Below are 22,772 nucleotides of genomic sequence, written 5' to 3'. Positions count from 1 at the left end.
CAATATAGTTATGAAACACAGATTTCTAACCCTTATATCATCGCTCCTTCTGCTTACGGCATGCAGCGACTCATTTTTGGAACGTGCTCCCGAAGGAAACTACGTAGATGTGACATACTACACTTCCGACGATGCACTCGAACAAGCCACTGCACCGCTTTACAACCGTGCATGGTTCGACCTCAACTCCCGCGCCATCGTGCCGCTGGGCAGTAACCGTGCCAACGATAACTTCAGTCGCTGGGGAGCTCCCGAGTTCACCAACTTCAAGGTGACAGCCCTGAGCGAAAACCTTGCCAATGCATGGACAGGTTTCTACTCGGTCATTACAATGGCCAATGCAGTTATCAGTGATGTGCAGACCAAATGTAGCAACAGCGTAAGCGAACGTGCCAAGCGCACAGCCATTGCCGAAGCCCGCCTGATGCGTGCTTGTGCCTACTTCTACATGGTTCGCCTCTGGGGACCGGTTATCATCATCGAAGACAACGACAAAGTGGTTGCCAATCCCATGCAACCGCTCCACCGCGAAGAAGATGTGCTGGAACTCGTTATTCGTGACCTCACTTATGCAGTCGAGAATCTTCCTGAAGTGGCAACCGCCAAAGGACGTGTCAACGCATGGGGTGCAAAAGGCATGCTTGCCAAAGTCTACCTCGCCCGCTCAGGCTGGAAAGGAGGCACACGCGACAACGCCGACCTGGAGAAAGCCAAGGAACTGGCCGCCGACGTGATAAACAACAGCGGCATCAGCCTTTACGAAAACTATGAAGACCTCTTCAAGTATAAGCACAACAACAATCCCGAATCGCTCATTGCCATGCAGTGGGTGCCACTGGGTGATTGGGGCGTATGCAACACTCTGCTTGCCGACCTCGCCGGCAACAGCAAGATGACCGGCGGTGTAAACGTATGGAGCAGCTATCAGGCAAGTATAGATATGCTCCAGCAATATGAGTTGGGCGACACTATCCGCCGCAACGCCACCTTCTGCACACCGGGTACATACTATTCATACATCTGCATTGCCGACGGTGGTTATACTTACGACGGCGCCACCTCTTGCATTAAAAAAGGTGTACCGGGCGGTCCGGACGACGACAACGACGGTTATATCCAGTCCATGAACTCTCCGCTCAACACCTACATCCTACGCCTTGCCGATGTTTACCTGACCTATGCCGAAGCTTGTCTGGGCAACAGCGAAGAACTGACCGGTGGTCCCGGCCTGGAAGCATTGAACCAGGTGCGCGACCGTGCACGTATCCCCCGCAAGGAACGCGTAACCTTCGAAGACATCATTCGCGAACGCCGCGTAGAGTTCTCGATGGAGTATTGTAACTGGTATGACATGGTATCGTGGTATCACTGGAAACCCGACTACATGCTGAATTACTTCCAGAACCAACACCGCGGCTACACAGTAGACCTCATCGTGAAAGACGAAGACGGTTACCTCCACTTCGGCAAGAAAGAAGGCGACACTTTCCTCGAAGGCATAGAAAATTGGCAGGAACCGGGCGAGAACATCGAAATCCACCACGGCAACATCCTGATGCCTTATCCGGAAAGCGATGTCATCCAGAATCCGCTACTGAACGAAGAACCGGTAGCATACGAATTCAGTGAATAAACCAAGTTATACATTCATTATCTCAAATAACGACTTTAATATGAAATATATACATTTTCCTTTTGTGTTGCTCACCATCCTGTTGGCATGCAACCTTTTCACCGCCTGCAACGATGACGAGGGCGGCGGTGTTCCCGTAATCCACCACATCCGTCTTGTCGACCCAGAGAAGGCCGACAGTACGTTCACCGATGTAAATCCGGGCACCATGATTGTAGTCATCGGCGAAAATCTGAATGATGTGCGGAAAGTGTTCATCAACGAACAAGAAGTTTCGTTCAATAGCAACTACGGCACTTCCACCAGTCTCATCCTCACTATCCCCGGCGAATTGCAACTGACGGGTGCCAACCCCGAACTGAAAGGCGAACTGCGTATCGAGACCTCGCACGGCATTGCCACGTACTCCATGCATGTACTCTCGCCCGCACCCTACATCACCCGTGTAGCCACAACCTTCCCCGTGGAGACGGGCACGCCTCTGCGCATCGTGGGCGGTAACTTCTACGAAATTCAGCGCGTTTATTTCACCACTGCCGTGGACGACATCACCAATGCACCTGTTTCGGTAGAAGTAACGGACTACACGGTAAACAAGAACTTTGACGAAATATCATTCAATGCTCCCGCAGGCCTGATTGATGAAGGCAGTCTGGTAGTGGAGTGCTATACCGCATCCGCATTTACTCCCTTCCGTCGCACAGCCCTCCCACCAAGTATCAGCAAGGTAAGCTCCATGATGCCTATCACGGGTACCACAGTTACCGTACTGGGACAGAATTTTATGGATATCGCCTCCATCACAATGGGCAATCGCTCGGTAGATCTCTCTACTGTTACCGTAAGCGAAGCTAACGATATGCTTACCTTTACCATGCCGCGTGCACCGCAAGGCACTTGCTCACTCGCCATTACCACAATGGGCGGTACTGCCGAAGTTCCGGGCTTCTATCCTTTGGAGAATATAGTATTGAACTATGACAACATCGGTTGGTTCTCCTGGGGCGGGCAAGCTGTACCCGTCACTGCCGACGGTACAGCAGCTCCTTTCTTCTCGGATGGTAAATGCTACAGCATATCAGGGGAACTTTCAGCATGGAATTACTGGTGGGGCCAATTGCAGAACGGTGCCGTATGGGGCATTGACACAGCCTTCCTGCCTACCGATACACCGACTTCCGAACTGGCTTTGCAGTTCGAATGCTTCGTGGCAGTGGAATATGGCGAAGGTCCTGTATTCCGCATCTACCTCAAAGGGAATGAGGCTCACAACTACACGAACTATCGTCCGGTGAGCGACTTCACCGGAAAAACCGAAGTAGGCCAATGGATGCAGTGCAGCATTCCGCTCTCCGAACTGGTAGACGAAACCACTTGGGGCGAGTTCCAAAAACGTGACGGTGACGAGTTGGCACTCCAGATGACAAACCCCAGCGAAAACGGTCCATACAACATCGAAATGTATTTTGATAATTTCCGAGTTGTCAAGATACAATAATTTGAATTAAATTCTGGCACAGGATTACACAAAGTGACACCTTCTTTTAAACTCTTAGACGCTGATTCAATTGAATCAGCGTCTAAAAATAAATACACCGAAATTATTAAAACGAAATTTTACCGATACCATGACACAAATCTTCAAGAAAACCTTATTAACCAGCCTGGTTCTATTTCTGATGACAGCTTGCTCTGACGATAAAAAGGAGCTGAAAATCATCGTAGAGCCTACTTCTTTCCATTTTGAACAAACGGGTGGTAGCAAGAAATTCGGTATCACCCCCAATGAACCAGCCACTTTCCAAAGTTCGGAAGCATGGTGCAAAGTAACCTCGGAAAGCAGCACTCCCGTACAGGCAATCTATAACATAACCGTAGAACCCAACACTACGCCCGACGTGCGCAACGCCATCATCACCGTCAGCGTAAAGGAGCATATACAAGAAATCAACGTGGAGCAGGCGGCCTATATCCAAAGCGATGAACCGGAAAAATACACTGTACGCGAGAATCTCACAACCCACCAACTGATTAACGAAATGGGACTGGGCATCAACCTAGGCAACACGCTGGATGCCGTGGGCGACTGGATAGACCCAAGCAACATTCTCAATTACGAACAAGCATGGGGAAGCCCTATTATCACACAAGAAATCATTGAAGGATATGCCAAAGCGGGCTACTCATCTCTGCGCATACCGGTCAGCTGGGGCAATCTGCTGTCCGACGACTTCAAAGTGCATCCTGACCTGATGGACCGCGTAGAGAAAATCCTAAACTGGACCCTCGACTGTGGCATGGTGGCTATCATCAATATCCACCACGAAAACGAATGGATTAAACAAGTACCCACCGACAGCAAAGCAAAAGAAAAATTCACTTCCATCTGGAAACAGATATGTGAACGCTTCGAAAAGTACGGTGACCACTTACTGTTCGAGCCAATGAATGAAATCGGATACGATGAGATTTGGACTCCGTGGGGCGGTAGTGAAGCCGACAAGGCAAAGGCACTGGGATACGTGAACGACCTCAACCAGCTCTTTGTCGACATAGTAAGAAACAGTGGCGGCAACAACGCCAAACGTCATCTGTTGGTGGAAATCTACAACACCAACTTGGAGTATGCTTACGACCCCTTGTTCAAGATGCCGAATGATCCCGCAAACCGACTTGCTCTTACAGTGCATTACTATACTCCCGCAAACTTTGCCATACTGGGTGGAGGCGAGGTTGTCGATTGGGGTGTAGGCCGGGAAAGCTGGGGAACGGAAGCTGACTTCAAGGAACTGAACGACAATATGGACCTACTGAAGAAGAATTGCGTAGACAAAGGAATCCCCGTCATCATAGGCGAATATTGCGCCGACTCCAGAAACAGAACAAAGGAAGTGATAAGACTCTTCTGTGTTTCCGTAACCGAAGCCATCTACTCGCGCGGCATGTGCCCAATGCTATGGGACACTCCGGGGGGACAATACAACCGACAGACTTGCCAGTTCGACGACCCTCTCTTCTTAGAAGAAATGATGGCTATTCCGGTTAAATATCCACGGAATTAAACAAATATTCATAATCAATAATCAAATAAAAATGAACAGAATCAGCACTTGTTTCGCCAGCCTATTGCTTTCTTGTGCATTGACGGCACAAGCACAGCAATATCAACTGAATTCACCGGACGGAAAACTAATTGTCAACATCGAAGCCGGACAAGCCCTCAACTGGGCGATTGCCCACGACGGTACCACCGTTCTTTTGCCTTCAGACATTGCCATGCAATGCACTGAATCTGAGGGAAAGCCCATTGCTTTCACCTTCGGCAAAGATGTGAAGGTGACCAAAGCTACCCGCACTTCCGTCGACACTTCCTTCCCCACTCCTTTCTACAAAAAGGCGAGTGTGAAGGACACTTATAACCAACTCACGCTGAAATGCCGTAACGGCTATAGCATACAGTTCCGCGCCTACGACGACGGAGCCGCCTATCGTTTTGTTTCCGAACTGCGCAAACCTTTCTGCGTGAAGGACGAGATTGCCGAGTTCAACTTCGACCGCGATTACCACGCTTTCGTGCCCTATATTAACGACAATCGCGCCGGCGAGCGTTACTGCTACTCCTTCGAGTCCTACTACGATGAGGCCCCCCTCTCTCGCATGTACAAAGACTCGCTTGCCATTACTCCGCTGATGGTAGAACTGGAGAACGGAAAGAAAGCCGTCATTATGGAAGCCGGATTGTCCAACTATCCCGGCATGTTCCTCACTGCCAACCCACAGATGCCCCACGGAGTGAAGGCAGAATTCGCCCCCTATCCACTGGAAACAGTCATCGGAGGCTATGACCGCTTGAACCTCGTCCCTACCAAACGTGCCGACGTTATCAGCAAGCCCAACAATGCCCCCTACTTCTGCCCCAACGGGCGTCCCACAGGGAAACAGACCTATCCTTGGCGTGCCGTGCTTGTTGTTACCCACGACACACAACTCGCCAACAACGACATGATGCAACGCCTCGCACCCGAATGCCGCATCGCTGACACATCCTGGATTAAACCCGGAAAAGTGGCATGGGACTGGTGGAATACTTGTAACCTGACCGGCGTGGACTTCAAGGCAGGCATGAATACGCCCACCTATAAAAAATACATCGACTTTGCCGCCGAAAACCAGCTGGAGTATATCATCATCGACGAAGGTTGGAGCGGAAAGGAATCATTAATGGAAGACATCAGTCCCGAAATCAATCTCGAAGAACTGGTGGCATACGGCAACCAAAAGGGCATAGGCATCATCCTCTGGGCAAGCTGGCGCAATCTTACGGGAGGAGGCGACATCTCCCCTGCCGTGGAACAAGTTATCAGCCACTACGCACAAATGGGAATCAAAGGTTTCAAAATTGACTTCTTCGACCGCGACGACCAACTCGCCATCTCTTCTACCGAACAACTCGCAGCATGTGCCGCCAAGCATCACATGTTGCTTGACCTACACGGACTGAAACCCTTCGGCATCCAGCGCGCCTATCCCAACATCCTCAACTTTGAAGGTGTGAAAGGACTGGAAAACAGCAAGTGGGAGCCCATCGTGAACGGTGCACCCTTGCATGACTTCCCGCGCTACGACGTTACCGCCCCCTATCTGCGCCAACTCGCCGGTCCGATGGACTATACGCCGGGAGCTATGGTAAATGCCACCCGTTCCCTGTTCCGCTCCGTCAACGACCACCCCATGAGTCAAGGTACACGTGTACACCAGATGGCTATGTACACCGTCTTCGAAGCACCCTTGCAGATGCTTGCCGACAGTCCCAGCAAATACATGAAGGAACAGGAATGCACCGACTTCATCGCCAAGGTTCCCACTACCTTTGACGAAACCATTGCTCTTGATGGTAAAATAGCCGAATACATCACGATAGCACGCCGCAAAGGAAACACTTGGTTTGTAGGCAGCATGACCAACTGGACTCCGCGTAGCTGCACCATCGACCTCTCCTTCCTCAGCGAAGGCAACTACGAAGCCGAAATCTTTGCCGACGGCATCAATGCCGACCGTGAAGCTACCGACTATAAAAAAGAAGTACGCATCGTCACTGCCAAAGACAAACTCAATGTACAACTGGCACCCGGCGGTGGATGGACAGCACGAATTACAAAAAAATGAATCTGAGAAAACTGTTTCTGCCATTGTGTTCAGTAGCCTTGTGCCTGCAATCCTATGCACAAGACAAATCCTTCCTTAAGGATATGCTCTGGTATATAGACAACCCTTCTGTATTTGAAAAAGGACAAGAGGAAGGACACGCTTGGCATATGCCCGAAAAGAGCATGCTACTGAATGGGACATGGAAGTTTTTCTGGTGCGATACACCGGAAGGGATACCTGCACACTTTTTTAACCCCGAATTCCCGGATAAGCAATGGGGCGACATCAAAGTTCCCTCAAACTGGGAAATGCAAGGTTATGGTGACAAGCTGTTCAGAAATGTATCTGCTCCCTTCGGGGTGAATCCACCACATGCTCCCAAAGAGTATAACCCTACCGGACTATACCGGCGAACATTCAAGGTACCTGCAAGTTGGGCAGCAAAAGACCAGATATTTTTAAGGTTCGAGAAAGTGGCATCCGCTTCTTTTGTATGGGTCAACGGTCATGAAGTGGGCTACAATGAAGGAGCACAAGAACCTGCCGAATACAACATCACTCCTTATTTGAAGCCGGGCGAAAACACGCTGGCTGTCTGTGTACTAAAGTATTCGGACGGCTATTACCTGGAAGGACAAGATTATTGGCGACTGGCCGGAATCTTTGACGACGTATGGTTGTACGCCACACCTGCTGTCAGGATATTCGACTGGCAAGTAATCACAGAGTTTGATAATACGTATACCGATTCGCAGTTAAGTATTCAGGTAAAAATCAAGGACTACCAAAAGAAGCCAAATGAGAATTATGGATTGAAAGCTTACTTAAAGGATAAAAACGGCAAGATTATCTGTAACTTTTCCGCAGCTCCATTTGAAATGGACGCTGCGGAAAAGACAATACAGTTGCATACCTTGGTACAAGAACCCCGGAAATGGACAGCCGAGACACCCGAGCTTTATACGCTCGGTCTGGAATTATCCAATCCGGCCGGTCTGCAGAAAGACAAGATAGAAACGGTCATCGGATTCAAAAAGACGGAAATCAAAGACGGTGTTTTTTATCTTAACGGTATCCCACTGAAAGTCAATGCACAAAATTCGCACATGCAGCATCCCGAAGAGGGACATGTCATGGACGAAGCCACCATACGCAAGGATTTTGAATTGTTGAAACAGTTTAATTTCAATGCCGTACGTACCTCTCACTATCCTCCGGTGAATAAGTATTTGGAACTGGCCAATGAATACGGGCTTTATATCATAGACGAGGTGGGCGATGAAGCCCATGCCTCGGAATGGATTTCAAGTCTCCCGGAATACGAAGAGATGTATCGCGAGCGATGCCGCAGAATGGTGTTACGGGACAGAAACCATCCCTGCGTCTTGTTCTGGAGCGCAGGAAACGAAAGCGGTGAAGGTATCAACATTACCCACACCATTGAAGAAGGGAAATCGCTGGACCCCACCCGCTTCTGGATGTATGGCGGAAATGCATTCTCCCATCCGGCAGAAGATATTATCGGACCCCGTTACCCTACTCCTATGGAACTGGAAATGCAGGTAGGCATAGGAGAGGATTCCCGACCATCGTTTATGGATGAATACTTATCGGTTGCAGGCAATGCCGGCGGTGCCCTGGACGATTATTGGGAAGCCATCTACCGACATCCCCGCCTGATAGGAGGGGCCATCTGGGATTTTGTAAGTCCGGGACTGACCGAACGGATAAGGCAAGTGGACGACCTTTCGCCCTTCCATACTCCCGCCCATCTGATGGGAAATGCCCGCTTGGTGAAGGAAGGAAAGAACACGGTGCTGGACTTGAACGGTCACGACCAATGGGTAGAGGTCTATCGTGCAGACAATGTGGAGTTGAACAGTAATGAACTGACACTCACTTGCAGAATCTACCCCCGGAAACTGGTAAGCAGTTGCGGCTCATTCATCACAAAAGGCAATTATCAGTTCGGGCTGCAACAACGCGGTAAAGACAAACTGGAATTTTATATCTATACTGATAAAAAGCATTCCGTATGCGCCTCCTTGCCTACTGACTGGGAATACAACTGGCATCAAGTGACGTGCGTCTACGACGGACAGAAAATGTCCATCTATATAGACGGAGCAGAAAAGGCCTCCACACAAGCATCGGGCAATATCCGGAACTTCCCCTACCCCGTCAACATCGGTCGGAATGCAGAAACACACGGCCAAGAGACTTCGGTCTACATCTGCGATGCTCAAATGGACGAAGTCGGCATTTTCGCCAAGGCACTGACTTCCTCTTTTCACCCGGAAGAAGCCGCTCTGTGGCTAGATTTTGAGCAAGAGACGGAAAATGGTACATTCTACAGTTACGGCATCGGTGCACGTACGTACGGCAGCATCTGGCCCGACCGTAGCGTACAGCCCGAAATGTGGCAAATGAAGAAAACCGGACAACCTCTTTCTTTTTCCATGTCGGATGTGACAGAGGGAGTCGTTGAGTTATGGAATCGCAATCATTATACAAATGCTTCCCGATATGCCATACGATGGGAATTGAAAGAAGATGACAAGGTTATTCAATCGGGCGACTTGGCACTCTCAACAGCGCCGCTTAGCCAAGAGCTGGTGCACATACCTTATAAGAAGCCAGCCCTGATTCCCGGCAAAGAATACCGCCTGATGCTTCATGCCGTCCTGAAAAAAGATGAATTGTGGGCAAAAGCCGGACATGAGGTGGCATGGGAAGAACTTGAACTGCCTTGGAGCCTGCCATGCTCTTCGGAAGAAAAGGCTCAAGGCGTACCTTCCTATTCACTTTCGGAGAAAGAATTGGTTGTCTCCGGAGATGGCTTCAAATATGTATTCAACCGTACCGACGGACAACTGACGTCGATGGTTGTTCAAGATATGGAACTGCTGGAATCACCGCTCCGGCTGAATCTTTGGCGTGCCCCGCTGGCCAATGAGCTGGACAACTGGAATGCCTCCAGCGCCCGCTCCTCCAACTGGAAAGAAGGTTACGGATACACGGTAGCCACAGAAATGTATTCTGCAGGGATTGACCGCCTGACACATCAGCCCCTCTCTTTTTCGGTGTCCGAAACCACCGAAGGCGTACATATACACATCATTGATGCGGAATTGATGGGCAAAGGAGAAAAAGAGAAAAAAGACCTCTACATCGAAGGAGTACAGAACAACGGCATCATCAACCACTATGAGTATATTATCAATAGTGAAGGGACGATAGAGATACGCCATGTATTGAAGCCTGAAGGGAAAATGCCGCTTTGGTTTCCTCGCATAGGACTTACGCTGACCGTAAGCGATGCGCTCGACCAAGTGAAATGGTACGGCCGAGGACCGCAAGAGAACTATCCGGACCGGAAAACCGGCTATCCGATGGGGATATATGCCTCTACCGTACAAGCTATGTACGAGCCCTATCTAATGCCACAAGATTACGGATTGCGGACAGATGTACGCTGGCTGCAACTGACCACGGACAAAGGCATCGGCCTTCAATTCAAGATGAACGAATGGTTCAACTTCAACATTTATCCGTACAGCACAGACAATCTGACGAAAGCGATGTATACCTACCAATTGCAGAAGCAGAAAGGCATGACCCTGAATCTCGATTATGCCACTACCGGGGTCGGCTGTACGGCCCGCGGTGTATTCGGTGCTTACAAGGCGATGCCGCAGGAATATCGGAGAACCATCAGCATAAGACCTATGATGAAATAAAAATATTGTATCGGACTGGTAAGATTATGAAAAACAAAAATTACTTTATTCTATTAGTGTTGTTTTTAAGCGCTTTACAAATAAAAGCGCAGTATTCATTCGACAACGTGCTTTATGGTGCAGCCTACTATCATGAATATATGCCCTATGAGCGACTGGATGAAGATATCCGGCTGATGAAAAGAGCCGGCCTGACAGTAGTGCGCGTTGGAGAATCTGCCTGGGGAGTATTTGAGCCGCAAGAAGGAAATTTTGAATTTGAATGGATGGACCGCATTCTGGACAAGATGCATGCAGCAGGAATCAAAGTCATCTTGGGAACTCCCACCTATTCCATTCCTGCATGGCTGGCATACAAACACCCGGAAGTGCTGGCAGAACACGCCAAAGGAAACAAAGCCTATTATGGAATCAGACAGAACATGGATTTTACAAACCCGACCTACCAATTCTATTGCGAACGGATTATCCGCAAGATGCTGGAAAGATATGCACAGCATCCGGCAGTCATCGGGTATCAAGTGGACAACGAAACAGAAGCGCGCGGAGTAAACAACAGAGACTATTTCTTCGGATTCAGGAACTACATCAAACAGAAATTCAACAATGACCTGAATCTGCTTGCCAAGGAATGGGGAATGAACTACTGGGGAATGAACATCAACACCTGGGAAGAGTTCTATCCGCGCGATGGAGTGACAAGCCCCTCGTACAAGAATGAATGGGAACGCTATAACCGGAAGGAAGTGGCCGATTTTCTGAATTGGCAGTGCGACCTTGTAAATGAATACAAGCGTAAAGACCAATTTGTCACCCACTGCTTTATGCCCGACTTCCATAATATAGACCAAGTGGAAAGTTTCAGGCAGATGCAATATCCTGCCATCAATGTCTATCACGATGTACAGGATAAACAAGACGGCCAGCGCATCGCTTATGCCGGTGACTTCGTGCGCACCGTGGCCGACAACAATTACATCGTCATGGAAACCAACGCACAAGGCATCGGCTGGGATGCCCGCACCCAGTTTCCTCCCTACGACAACCAGTTGCGGCAGAATGTGTACGCACATTATGCTTCCGGAGCCAATATGGTGGAATACTGGCACTGGTCTACCCTGCACTACGGGCAGGAGACATACTGGCGAGGCGTGCTGGGCCATGACCTCCAGCCCAACCGCATATACAAGGAATTCACCACCACCGCCAAAGAGTTGGAAAGAATAGGCAGCCACATCGTGAACTTGAAAAAGAAAAACCGGGTAGCTATCCTCTACAGTCATGATTCTTATCATGCTCTCGGCTTCATGCCCTACACTTACAAGAGCAATTATCCCATTGATATGGTGCATAAAGCCCTCTATTTCCAAAACATAGAAACGGACATCATCCCTTGTGACAAGACAACCGATTTCAGCGGATATGACATGCTTGTCATTCCCCCTTTGTATGTGGCTACCGACCAATTGCTATTAGCCATTGATGAATTCGTACAGTCCGGCGGACACGTGGTAATGATGCACAAAAGCGGTTACTGCAATGAGCACTCCGCAGTTCGGGCCACCTTGGCTCCCGGGCCGCTACGCAAAGCCTGCGGCTTCCATTACCAGGAATTCTCCACTATCGGTGACTTATCATTAAAGGATAACCCCTTTCAATTAGAGGGAAAGAACCAGATAAGCGACTGGTATGAATTCCTGATTCCCGAGACAGCCACCCCGTTGGCTTATGCAGAGCATCCGTTCTTCGGCAAATGGCCCGTTGTCACCGAAAACAAGTATGGCAAAGGCAAACTGACCTACATAGGAGCCTACCCTTCGCAGGAATTGCTGAATGCCATCGTGCGAAAGGCAGCCATCCATGCCGGTATCATCTCTTCAGAGAGCGACGTGTTCCCCATCATACAGCGTTCGGGAATAAACAAAGCCGGAAAAGCCATCCGTTACTTCTTCAATTACAGCAGCGAGAGTAAAGAAATCACTCATAACTATCCGACATCCAAAGAGCTGATTTCCGGCAAGACTGTAAAAGAAGGAGACCATGTAACATTGCCCCCCTGGGGAGTTCTCATCATGGAAGTTTATTGACCATCAGAAAACATGAGAAAAAATGAGAAAAAAGATATTTGCCTTTCTATTGCTAAGTGCCCTATATGCCGGCGCCCAAGAAGCTCCGGACTGGGAGAATCCTATTGTAGTCGGCATCAACAAAGAGCCGTATCATGCCACACTGACATTGCCTTCGCAAAAAGTCGATTGCAAAGAAATCATATCCCTGAACGGCAAGTGGCGATTCCAATGGTCTGCCGACCCGGGAAAGCGCCCGGCCGACTTCTACAAGAATGATTTCAATACCGACACATGGGATACCATCACAGTGCCGGGAGCATGGCAATTGCAAGGTTATGGGAAACCTATCTATTCCAACGTAAACTATCCCTTCCAGAAGGATGCACCCAGAGTGACAAGCGAGCCTCCCGCCGAATATTACAGTTACGGGCACAGAAATCCCACAGGCTCTTATGTCACCACGTTCGAAGTGACGCCCGATATGAAAGACAAGTGCCTATACCTTCACTTTGAAGGAGTAAAATCGGCCATGTATGTCTGGGTAAACGGAGAGCGGGTAGGCTACAGCCAGAATTCGATGTCGCCTGCCGAGTTTGACATAACCGAATTTGTGAAGAACGGAGCCAATCGTCTGGCAGTGGAAGTGTATCGGTGGTCGGACGGCAGTTATCTGGAAGACCAGGACATGTGGCGGCTTAGTGGAATACTCAGGCCGGTAGAGCTATGGGTACGTCCCCGGACAAATATCCGGGACTATAGGTTCAGCAGCGACTTGTCGGACGACATGCGTTCAGCTACATTCGGAACCGAAATTTGGATAAGAAACCAGACCGACCGCAAAGTAAAAGACCTGACCGTAGAAATAAACCTGGTGGGGAAAGACAACAGAGGAAATAAACTCGACAAAAAAATGGTGGCTCCCGTAGGTACTATTCAGGCCTTTTCTGAAACGAGCGTCACACTGTCCGAAATGCTCCGGGAGCCTCAACTATGGTCTGCCGAAAAACCGCATCTATATGACATCCACATCAAGCTTCGCAGGAAGAATGAACTTTTGGAATCGTTCGAATACCATTGGGGCATACGGAAAATAGAAATCGCGGGAGACGTCTTCAAAGTCAACGGGAAAGCCGTCAAGCTGAAAGGAGTGAACCGTCACGACTTCCATCCCCGTATGGGATTCTTTGTCGACAGCCGGACGATGGAGAGAGATATCCGGCTGATTAAACAAGCCAACATCAACATGATACGCACGTCCCACTATCCACATCTGCCATTGCTGTACGAGCTATGTGACAAGTATGGAATCTACGTAATGGACGAAGCGAACCACGAAAGTCATGCCTACGGTTTGGGGAACAAAGTATTAGGAGACAACCCTCAATGGACACTGGCCCATGTGGACCGGGCAGTAGCCGTGGTGGAAAGGGACAAGAACCATCCGTGCATCCTATTCTGGTCATTGGGCAACGAGGGTGGAAGCGGTGCCAATTTGCGAGCTATGGCAGACACAATCCGTGCCTTAGACCCCACCAGACCGATATACGACGATACAGACCGCACCGTATCCGATGTCTATGACGAAGCTTATCTGCATCCCGACGCTTTGAAGGAACTTGGCGAGAAAATAACCGACCGCCCCGTATTCATGAGAGAGTATGCCTACGCCATGGGAAATTCCATCGGCAACCTCAAGGAGTATTGGGATGTGATTGAAAAGGACGAAAGTATTATCGGAGCTGCCATTTGGTGCTGGGTAGACCAAGGCATTCCTAAAAAGCTTAACGGTGCACCGTTAAGTTTCGGCGAGAGCCCCTCGTCACTCCCATTACTGCCCGATGAATTCTGGGCGTATGGAGGAGATTTCGGGGACTATCCCAACGACGGTCCCACCGGCATTAACGGGCTGGTATCTCCCGACCGGGTGCCTCACCCCCATTACTATGAAGTACAAAAAGTATATCAATACATCAAGTTTGAAAAGAAGGGAACACAGCAAATCAAATTGACCAACGGGTATGCGTTTTCCGATTTGGATGAATTCGATTACAGCTATGAGTGGATATGCAACGGAAAGGCTGTACGCAACGGCGACCTCCACTTGTCCGAAGGGAATCTGCTGGAGGTACCTTCAAGACCGGATAAGTGTGGGGAACTTTGCCTCAATGTATATGCCACGTTGAAGGAATCCACGACGTGGGCAGAGAAGGGCTTCAAAGTTGCCAAGGAACAACTTACGTATCATGACTATGAATTCCCACAATTGAAGGATGACGGCGGGAAGGCCACGTTTAAGGAGACACCCGAAGCGGTGGAAATTATAGCCGCCGATGCCTTGTTCACCATAGAAAAAGGTACCGGTGCTTTGGTGAGTTGGCGAGTCAAGGGAGAAGAGTTGTTGCACAGTGCCTTGGAACCCTATTTTTGGAAACCGGCAAATGACATTCAGGTCCGCAACGGCTACAATGAACGTTTGAGCGCTTGGAAAAATGCAGAGCAAAAACGTATCGTAAAGGCATACCAAGCAACCGTAAACGATGGTATGGTGATAGTGGATGCCAGTCTCTCCCTCCCCCGGATAGGAGCCGGTTACCATCTCCGCTACACTGTGGACGGCAAAGGCCGCATACAAGTAGAAGCAACCTATCAGCCTGAAAAGGAAGATATTCCGCTGATGCCCAAATTCGGTATGCGCATGAGAATGCCCTCGGCGCTGAACCGGATAGCCTGGTACGGACGCGGCAAGTTCGAGAACTATCCCGACCGCAAGAGCGCCGCTTTCCTGGGAGTCTACGAGTGTGGCATACACGAATTTATCACGAACTACATCGTACCGCAAGACAATGCCAACCGGTGCGATACACGCTGGTTCATGCTGGGAGACAGTGAGCGATGGAAAATACAAGTCAAAGGCTTGCAACCCCTATGTTTCCGTATATGGCCCTACGGGGAAGAAGACCTGGAAGGGAAAGAGCATGCGCACGAACTGCCCGAACGCGACTTCATCAACCTGAATATCGACTCCAACATACACGGAGTAGGTGGAAACGACGGATGGGGCGCACAGACCATGAAGCCATACACCATTGACGGCAATCGCTCCTACCGGTATGGGTTTATCATGGAGTATATGGACAAAACAGAATAATCCGTTCATCAATGCATTCAAAAAGGGAATAAACATTTTGTAAACAACAATAAAGGTATGAAAAGAAACATCTTTAAAACAATTCTCCTATCCGCCTGCATCCTGCAAGGGGGCAGTGCATTGGCACAACAAGAGAAAGCAGAACCGGGCAAGTTCTCACCTACCTGGGAGTCATTGTCCCAATACGAAGTGCCCGAATGGTTCCGCAACGCCAAATTCGGCATATGGGCACACTGGGGTCCGCAATGCCAACCCGAAGCCGGCGACTGGTACGGTCGTGGCATGTACGAAGAGGGCGGTGCTGCCTACAAGTGGCACTTGGAGCATTACGGACATCCTTCGGAATTCGGCTTCAAGGATGTAATCAACGAATGGAAAGCCGAAAAATGGAATCCGGAGAGGCTGGTAGCCCTTTTCAAGAAAACCGGTGCCCGATATTTCTTTGCTATGGGCAACCATCACGACAACATGGACTTGTGGGACAGTAAATACCAATCATGGAACTCCGTCAACATGGGCTCCAAGCGAAACGTACTGGGCGAATGGGAGAAAGCGGCCCGCAAAAACAAACTTCCCTTCGGTGTCAGCATCCACTCCTCCCATGCTTGGACATGGTATGAAACTGCACAAGGAGCCGACAAGAAAGGCCCATACGCAGGAATCTCCTACGATGCCCGCGTAGTGACTAAGGAAGACGGCAAGGGAAAATGGTGGGAAGGCTACGACCCGCAAGAGCTATACGTACAGAATCATGCCCTGAGCGGACATGCTTGGGCTGCATGGGACTGGCCCGAAGGAACCTCTGTCCCCCCACAGAGCTACTACGACAACTTCTTCGACCGCACAGTGGACATGATAAACAAATATCATCCCGACCTGGTCTATTTCGACGACAGCGTACTCCCCTTCTGGCCCATCAACGATACGGGGCTGAAAGTCGTGTCGCACTACTATAACCAAAACATGAAGCTTCACAAGGGCAATCTCAATGCCGTAGTCTTCGGAAAGAAGCTGGAAGCTAAACATAAAGAGGCCATCGTATGGGATGTAGAAAAAGGGGTTCCATCGGAATGCCAGGACAAGGCGTGGCAAACCTGTAGTTGCCTCGGTACTTGGCACTATAACCGCTCTGCTTACGAAGACAACTGGTATAAATCAGCCGAGACCGTCATCCACATGCTCATTGACATCGTCAGTAAAAATGGCAACCTATTACTAAGCGTACCAATGAAAGGAAACGGCACCATCGACGACAAGGAAGAAAAAATTCTGGAAGACATAGCCGCCTGGATGGAGGTGAACGGAGAAGGAATATTCGACACACGTCCCTGGTGTATTTATGGTGAAGGTCCCTCCACAGAAACAGCAATACCTTTGGACGGAGCAGGATTCAACGAAGGCAAGAACGCACCCTACACTTCTGCCGACATCCGGTTTGTGAAAAAAGGGAAATACTTGTATGCCCATATCATGAAATGGCCCTCAGACGGAAAAATACAGATAAAATCACTGGCTACCGGCAGTCCCTACTGCAAAGGAGAAATCGAAAAGGTAGAATTATTAGGAGGTGGAAAGGCAAAGTTCAGAAGAACTTCCAAAGGCTTGCTTATTGACCTTCCCAAAGACAAGACACCCAATCCTATTTCTTTGGTACTGAAAATCACTAACCGTTAAACTGCTGATATTGTATGAAAAAGGGATTTTTTTTAAGACTATTTGTCCTGCTGATGCTGACATTTTTCATAGCAGAACAAGGCAGAGCACAAACCTACCAACGCACCTCACAAGGCATAAAAAGCACTGTGCAAGGTATAAATATAGATATTAGCTTCTTCTCTCCTGTCACAGTGAGAATCTTAAAATCGCCTGACGGCTGGAAGTATACCAAAGAAAGTTTGTCGGTCATCGGGCAACCGGAAAAAGTAAAACTATCCGTCTCTTCGAAAGGGGGCATATTGACTATCAAAAGCCATCAGCTTACAGTCCATCTCAACGAAGAGACCGGACAAATAACTTTTGCCTCTTCCGATGGAAAATCGCTGTTGCAGGAACAAAATAAAGGCGCACGTTTTGATGATTTCAACGATGCCGGCACAAAAACCTTCAGCGTTTATCAATCGTTCACCTTAGAGAAAGACGAAGCTATTTATGGATTGGGACAATTGCAAAACGGCAAAATGTCGCAACGTAACCAGACCAAACGCCTTATCCAAGACAATCTTGAGGATGTGATTCCCTTCTTCCAGTCCGTCAAAGGCTACGGTCTCTTTTGGGACAACTATTCGCCAACCATCTTCAAAGACAATCAAGAAGAGACATCCTTCCTTTCTGAAGTCGGCGACTGCATTGACTACTATTTCATGTACGGCGAAAATGCCGATGGAGTAGTTGCCCAGATGCGCTACCTCACAGGACAAGTGCCCATGTTTCCATTATGGACATATGGATTCTGGCAAAGCCGTGAACGCTACAAAAGCCAAAAAGAGATTGTTGGCGTAGTGCAAAAATACCGCGAACTGGGTGTGCCCCTCGATGGAATTATCCAGGATTGGAGATACTGGGGAAGCAACTACCTGTGGAACGCAATGGATTTTTTGAACGAAGAATTCTCCGACCCCAAAAAAATGATGGAAGACATACACGGAATGAATGCCCACATTATCATCTCCATTTGGTCAGCTTTCGGACCACATACCAAACCCTATCACGAGTTGGATAAAGGGAACATGCTCTTCAACTTCCGCACATGGCCCGAATCCGGTTCCGAGAAGTGGCCTCCCAATATGGACTATCCATCCGGTGCCCGCGTGTACGATGCCTACCATCCGCAAGCACGCGACATCTATTGGAAGTACCTGAACGAGAACCTACGTTCTGTGGGTATAGACGGCTGGTGGATGGACTCTACCGAACCCGACCATTTTCACCCCATTCCTGAAGATTTTGACACGCCCACCTATTTGGGGTCATTCCGTAAAGTACGCAATGCCTACCCTTTAATGAGTGTAGGTGGAGTGTACGACCACCAGCGTGCCGTAACTTCGGATAAACGCGTATTTATCCTTACCCGCTCAGCCTTTGCCGGCCAGCAACGTTATGGTGCCAATACATGGACAGGAGATATCACAGCATCATGGGAAGTTTTGGAGAAGCAAATACCTGCGGGATTAAACTTCTCACTATGCGGCATTCCCCATTGGAACAGCGATATCGGCGGATTCTTCCTATGGCAATATCCCTTGATGCTGGATGACCCGGATTATCGCGAGCTTTATGCCCGTTGGATACAGTTCGGTACATTCTGTCCCATGATGCGATCACATGGGGAAGGTGCTCCCAGAGAAATCTATCAATTCGGCAAAAAAGGCGAGCCAATATACGATGCGATTGAGAAATACATTCGGTTACGCTACAGTTTGTTACCATACATCTACACAACTGCCTGGGAGGTAACTGCCAATCAGTCCAGCTTCATGCGTGCCTTGGCAATGGATTTTGCCCACGATCGCAACGTGTGGAACATCCACAATCAGTATATGTTTGGCAAATCCCTATTGGTATGCCCTGTAACCCAACCCATGTATACCCAAACAGTTTCGGACACCATCCGTGTAGAAGATTTCAGTACCGTTAAGTCTATGCGAATATATCTGCCTAAAAATACGGAATGGTATGATTTTTGGACCAATCAGAAACACTCCGGCGGACAATATATCGTGAAAGATACCCCTATTGACATTTTACCACTTTATGTGAAAGCAGGTTCCATCCTGCCAATAGGTCCCGAAGTGCAGTATAGCACCGAAAAATCATGGGACAACTTGGAGATAAAAGTGTATCCCGGTTGTAACGGCGAATTCACACTTTACGAAGACGAGAATGACAACTACAATTATGAAAAAGGAATGTACAGCACCATTACGATGAAATGGAATGACCGTACTCGCATGCTCACTATTGAAAATCGGAAAGGAGAGTTTTCCGGTATGTTGAAAGAACGGAAATTCAACATAGTAACTGCTGATGGCGCAAAAAAGGCAGTGGCTTATAATGGGAAAAAAGTAACGGTTAAAATGTAATGGTTTCTAAAAACAGCTATTAATTTGCATTATGGAAATAAATACTCGTATGAAAAAATATCATCATTATCTTACCCTTTTAAGTTTATTTATGCTGCTCGGCATCCTGAAATTGCAAGCAGCGATACAACTCCCTGCCATATTTTCCAACCATATGGTGCTACAACGTAACTCAGAACTTACTTTCTGGGGATGGGGTATTCCGGGAGAAACAATTTCCATCGCCCCCGAATGGATGAAAGGAGAAATAATCAAAACCCAAGTCAATAATACGGGGAAATGGTCAGCCCGTGTACCTTCCGGCGAAGCCGGCGGACCTTATGAGATTCGTTTCAGCGGCTCGTCAGAAGTAACCTTGACCGATGTCATGCTAGGCGAAGTTTGGCTGTGCAGCGGACAATCCAATATGGAATGGAGCGCCAACCACGGCATAAAGAACGGAGACGAGGAAACGGCAAATGCCCATTGTCCCAATCTCCGAATTTTTCACGTGGCCAGAATAGCCGCCCCGTTCCCTCAAGAAAACTGTTTCTCGCAATGGACACAGTGCACGCCCGAAACGATGCGCAGCACGAGTGCCCTGGCCTACTTCTTCGGCCGCAACATCCAGGAAGAGCTGGACGTGCCGGTAGGAATCATCGTAGCCGCATGGGGCGGAACCACCGCCGAGACATGGACGCCCCGCGAATGCGTAATGAGCGACCCGGTCTTGTGCGACTATCCGTATGAATCCAATCCTTGGTTTCCGGCTGAAACAGGCACGTTGTACAACAGCATGATTTATCCCGTGATGCCCTACGGCATTGCCGGATGCATCTGGTATCAGGGAGAAGCCAACCAAGGCCGTGCCAGCTCCTACGCCCGGGTGATGCAGCGGCTGATAGGCTCGTGGCGTACCGGATTTAACAAGGAATTCCCATTCTATCTGGTCCAGATAGCCCCCTTCCAATACCACTCCAAAGACAACGGACCGGCACTGCTACGCGAGCAGCAGGCCATGTTGCCCGAAATGCTGGACAAGGTCAAGATGATTACCGTGTCAGATTTGGTGGACAATGTGCAGGACATCCATCCACGTGACAAAAGAAGCGTAGGCAAACGTCTCGCCAATCTTGCACTGGACGATACATACCATATATATGCAGGCCCCTATAAAAGCCCGGTCTTTGAAAGCGCCTGCCGCAAAGGCAACCATGTGACAATCTCTTTCAAAGACATAAAGAACGGACTGGCCGTACACGGGAAAAGGATAGAGGGGCTGATGATGGCCGCAGCCGGCCAGGAATGGCAAGAGGCCCGGGCCAGGATAGACGGGGGAAAGCTGATTGTCCCGGTAAAAGGAATCGAAAGCCCGGTTTCCATTCGCTACTGCTTCAGTGACGCTGCTCAAGGCAACCTTTTTTCAACGGAAGGCATCCCCTTAGCCCCCTTCCGGGCAGACAGCATTGCCTCTTCTGAAAACATTCCGGTTTCTACAGACAGCGCTTTGGAAGAATCTTTTGAATTCTCGCCCAAGTTCTCTACCGGCAATGCCAATCCCCTTCTCGACTTCCAATACATGGCCGACCCCACAGCAGTGGTGCACGACGGCCGCATTTATGTGTACGGCACTAACGACCACCAGCAATATGATGTAGTGGGCCGTAACGGGAAAAACACCTATCAGCACATCCATTCGCTGACGATGGTCTCTTCTGACGACATGGTGAACTGGACTTATCACGGAGTAATCAATGTAAAGGCTCTGGCTCCCTGGGGAATGGCTTCGTGGGCACCTTCCATCGCTTCGCGCAAGGAGGCCGACGGCAAAACCCACTTCTATCTGTACTACTCCAACAGCGGTTCCGGTGTAGGTATGCTGACTGCCACTTCCCCCGTGGGGCCCTGGACAGACCCATTGGGCAAATGTGTGGTAGACGGTAATACTCCAGGACTCGGCAAGTGTAAAGCTCCCTTCGATCCGGGAGTAGTCATCGACGACAAGGGCATCGGCTGGCTCTCCTTTGGCGGGGGCGACAGCGACGACTACATTCCCGGAGACGCACGCATCGTGCGGCTGGCAAATGACATGAAGACGCTGGACAGCGAAATAGTTGAAATAAAAGCGCCATACCACTTTGAAGCAAACGAACTGAACTATCTGAACGGCACTTGGATTTACACCTACAACACCAACTGGAAGAACCGGGATGCATGGCCCCACAAGGATATAGACAAGCCGAGCCGGTGCTGCATGAGCTACATGACGAGTCGCACGCCACTTGAGACAGACAGCTGGACCTATCGGGACAACTACTTCAAAAATCCCGGCGACTATGGCATGTCCGACAGCAACAACCATACACATCTGGTAAAATTTCAAGGGAAGTACTATCTCTTCTACCACTCACTGGGCTTGCAGGACAGCCGCGACCTCAAAGTGGGTGTCCGCAGTATCTGCGTGGAAGAAATAGAGGTGGACGAAAAGGACCTCACTATCCACATGGGCACAGCCACAGCCAAGGGCGTTTCACAAATCAAGCCTCTCGACCCGTTTGCGCAGCAACAGGCCGAGACCACAGCCGCCACACGCGGCGTTGCCTTTGAACCGACCGGACAGACAGGCAACATGTCTGCCGTAGGAAACAAGAGCGGACAGGCCATCTGTGTCCGCGGTGCGGAATTCCCGCAATCACCTCAAGCCATACAGATGAAGATAAAAGGGAAAGGCTCCATCGAAATACACATGGACAGTCCAGACGGTCCGCTCCTATCCACCTTGACCTTTGATACCGATACGTGGCAAACATTGACAAAGCCGTTGGACAAACAGATAAAAGGCAAACACGACATTTACTTCGTATTCGGGAACGGAAAGTTCTTATTTGACGAATGGAAATTCACAAAATAATGAATCCGTCGGCAGAATCTGCCCAGTATCTCTTCACCCTTGTGATGATATCGCTGCACAATTCG

Annotated in this window: 10 protein-coding genes; all 10 read left to right on the top strand. The window is 49.3% G+C overall.

Annotated features, from left to right (window positions below; all coding sequences use genetic code 11):
• Nucleotides 1-10 precede the first annotated feature (10 nt).
• The 10 genes from DW896_RS08450 to DW896_RS08405 all read left to right on the top strand — a co-directional run bounded on the left by DW896_RS08450 (nt 11) and on the right by DW896_RS08405 (nt 22,707).
• Nucleotides 11-1,633, top strand: coding sequence for a RagB/SusD family nutrient uptake outer membrane protein (locus DW896_RS08450; protein WP_009037735.1), 1,623 nt, complete (start codon nt 11-13; stop codon nt 1,631-1,633).
• Between the two features lie 40 nt (nt 1,634-1,673).
• Entirely contained in the window at nt 1,674-3,131 is a 1,458-nt protein-coding gene (locus DW896_RS08445; RefSeq protein WP_005834641.1) for a glycan-binding surface protein, read from the top strand.
• 130 nt (nt 3,132-3,261) lie between these two features.
• Nucleotides 3,262-4,695: a cellulase family glycosylhydrolase gene (locus DW896_RS08440; RefSeq protein WP_005830286.1), complete on the top strand. Its 1,434-nt coding sequence runs from the start codon at nt 3,262-3,264 to the stop codon at nt 4,693-4,695.
• Between the two features lie 31 nt (nt 4,696-4,726).
• On the top strand, nt 4,727-6,799 hold the full coding sequence (locus tag DW896_RS08435; RefSeq protein WP_005834638.1) for a glycoside hydrolase family 97 protein: 2,073 nt from the start codon (nt 4,727-4,729) through the stop codon (nt 6,797-6,799).
• Nucleotides 6,796-10,521 carry a glycoside hydrolase family 2 TIM barrel-domain containing protein gene (locus tag DW896_RS08430; protein ID WP_227741076.1) on the top strand — a complete coding sequence of 1,242 codons (3,726 nt, stop codon included), beginning with the start codon at nt 6,796-6,798 and terminating at the stop codon, nt 10,519-10,521. Before DW896_RS08435 ends, DW896_RS08430 begins: the two co-directional genes overlap by 4 nt.
• A 26-nt stretch (nt 10,522-10,547) precedes the next feature.
• Nucleotides 10,548-12,608: a beta-galactosidase gene (locus DW896_RS08425; protein ID WP_005830295.1), complete on the top strand. Its 2,061-nt coding sequence runs from the start codon at nt 10,548-10,550 to the stop codon at nt 12,606-12,608.
• 22 nt (nt 12,609-12,630) lie between these two features.
• Complete coding sequence (locus DW896_RS08420; protein ID WP_057256299.1) at nt 12,631-15,738, top strand: glycoside hydrolase family 2 TIM barrel-domain containing protein; 3,108 nt, start codon at nt 12,631-12,633, stop codon at nt 15,736-15,738.
• A gap of 57 nt (nt 15,739-15,795) precedes the next feature.
• A complete protein-coding gene (locus DW896_RS08415) occupies nt 15,796-17,412 on the top strand; it encodes an alpha-L-fucosidase (protein ID WP_119993126.1) in 1,617 nt (538 codons plus the stop codon).
• Between the two features lie 14 nt (nt 17,413-17,426).
• Nucleotides 17,427-19,817: a TIM-barrel domain-containing protein gene (locus tag DW896_RS08410; protein ID WP_009037730.1), complete on the top strand. Its 2,391-nt coding sequence runs from the start codon at nt 17,427-17,429 to the stop codon at nt 19,815-19,817.
• A 49-nt stretch (nt 19,818-19,866) separates the two neighbouring features.
• Nucleotides 19,867-22,707: a family 43 glycosylhydrolase gene (locus DW896_RS08405; RefSeq protein WP_016272467.1), complete on the top strand. Its 2,841-nt coding sequence runs from the start codon at nt 19,867-19,869 to the stop codon at nt 22,705-22,707.
• The last annotated feature ends 65 nt before the right edge of the window (nt 22,708-22,772 follow it).

The sequence above is a fragment of the Bacteroides sp. AM41-16 genome (assembly GCF_003603495.1).
GTDB lineage: Bacteria > Bacteroidota > Bacteroidia > Bacteroidales > Bacteroidaceae > Bacteroides > Bacteroides uniformis.
Note: the sequence above shows the minus strand (reverse complement) of the source record. Positions and strands in the feature narration are given on the sequence as shown.

Excerpts from the sequence above, each read along its gene's own strand:
- DW896_RS08405 (WP_016272467.1), top strand. The coding sequence starts at position 19,867 with ATGAAAAAATATCATCATTATCTTACCCTTTTAAGTTTATTTATGCTG.
- DW896_RS08445 (WP_005834641.1), top strand. The coding sequence starts at position 1,674 with ATGAAATATATACATTTTCCTTTTGTGTTGCTCACCATCCTGTTGGCA.
- DW896_RS08410 (WP_009037730.1), top strand. The coding sequence starts at position 17,427 with ATGAAAAAGGGATTTTTTTTAAGACTATTTGTCCTGCTGATGCTGACA.
- DW896_RS08425 (WP_005830295.1), top strand. The coding sequence starts at position 10,548 with ATGAAAAACAAAAATTACTTTATTCTATTAGTGTTGTTTTTAAGCGCT.
- DW896_RS08435 (WP_005834638.1), top strand. The coding sequence starts at position 4,727 with ATGAACAGAATCAGCACTTGTTTCGCCAGCCTATTGCTTTCTTGTGCA.
- DW896_RS08430 (WP_227741076.1), top strand. The coding sequence starts at position 6,796 with ATGAATCTGAGAAAACTGTTTCTGCCATTGTGTTCAGTAGCCTTGTGC.
- DW896_RS08450 (WP_009037735.1), top strand. The coding sequence starts at position 11 with ATGAAACACAGATTTCTAACCCTTATATCATCGCTCCTTCTGCTTACG.
- DW896_RS08440 (WP_005830286.1), top strand. The coding sequence starts at position 3,262 with ATGACACAAATCTTCAAGAAAACCTTATTAACCAGCCTGGTTCTATTT.
- DW896_RS08415 (WP_119993126.1), top strand. The coding sequence starts at position 15,796 with ATGAAAAGAAACATCTTTAAAACAATTCTCCTATCCGCCTGCATCCTG.
- DW896_RS08420 (WP_057256299.1), top strand. The coding sequence starts at position 12,631 with ATGAGAAAAAAGATATTTGCCTTTCTATTGCTAAGTGCCCTATATGCC.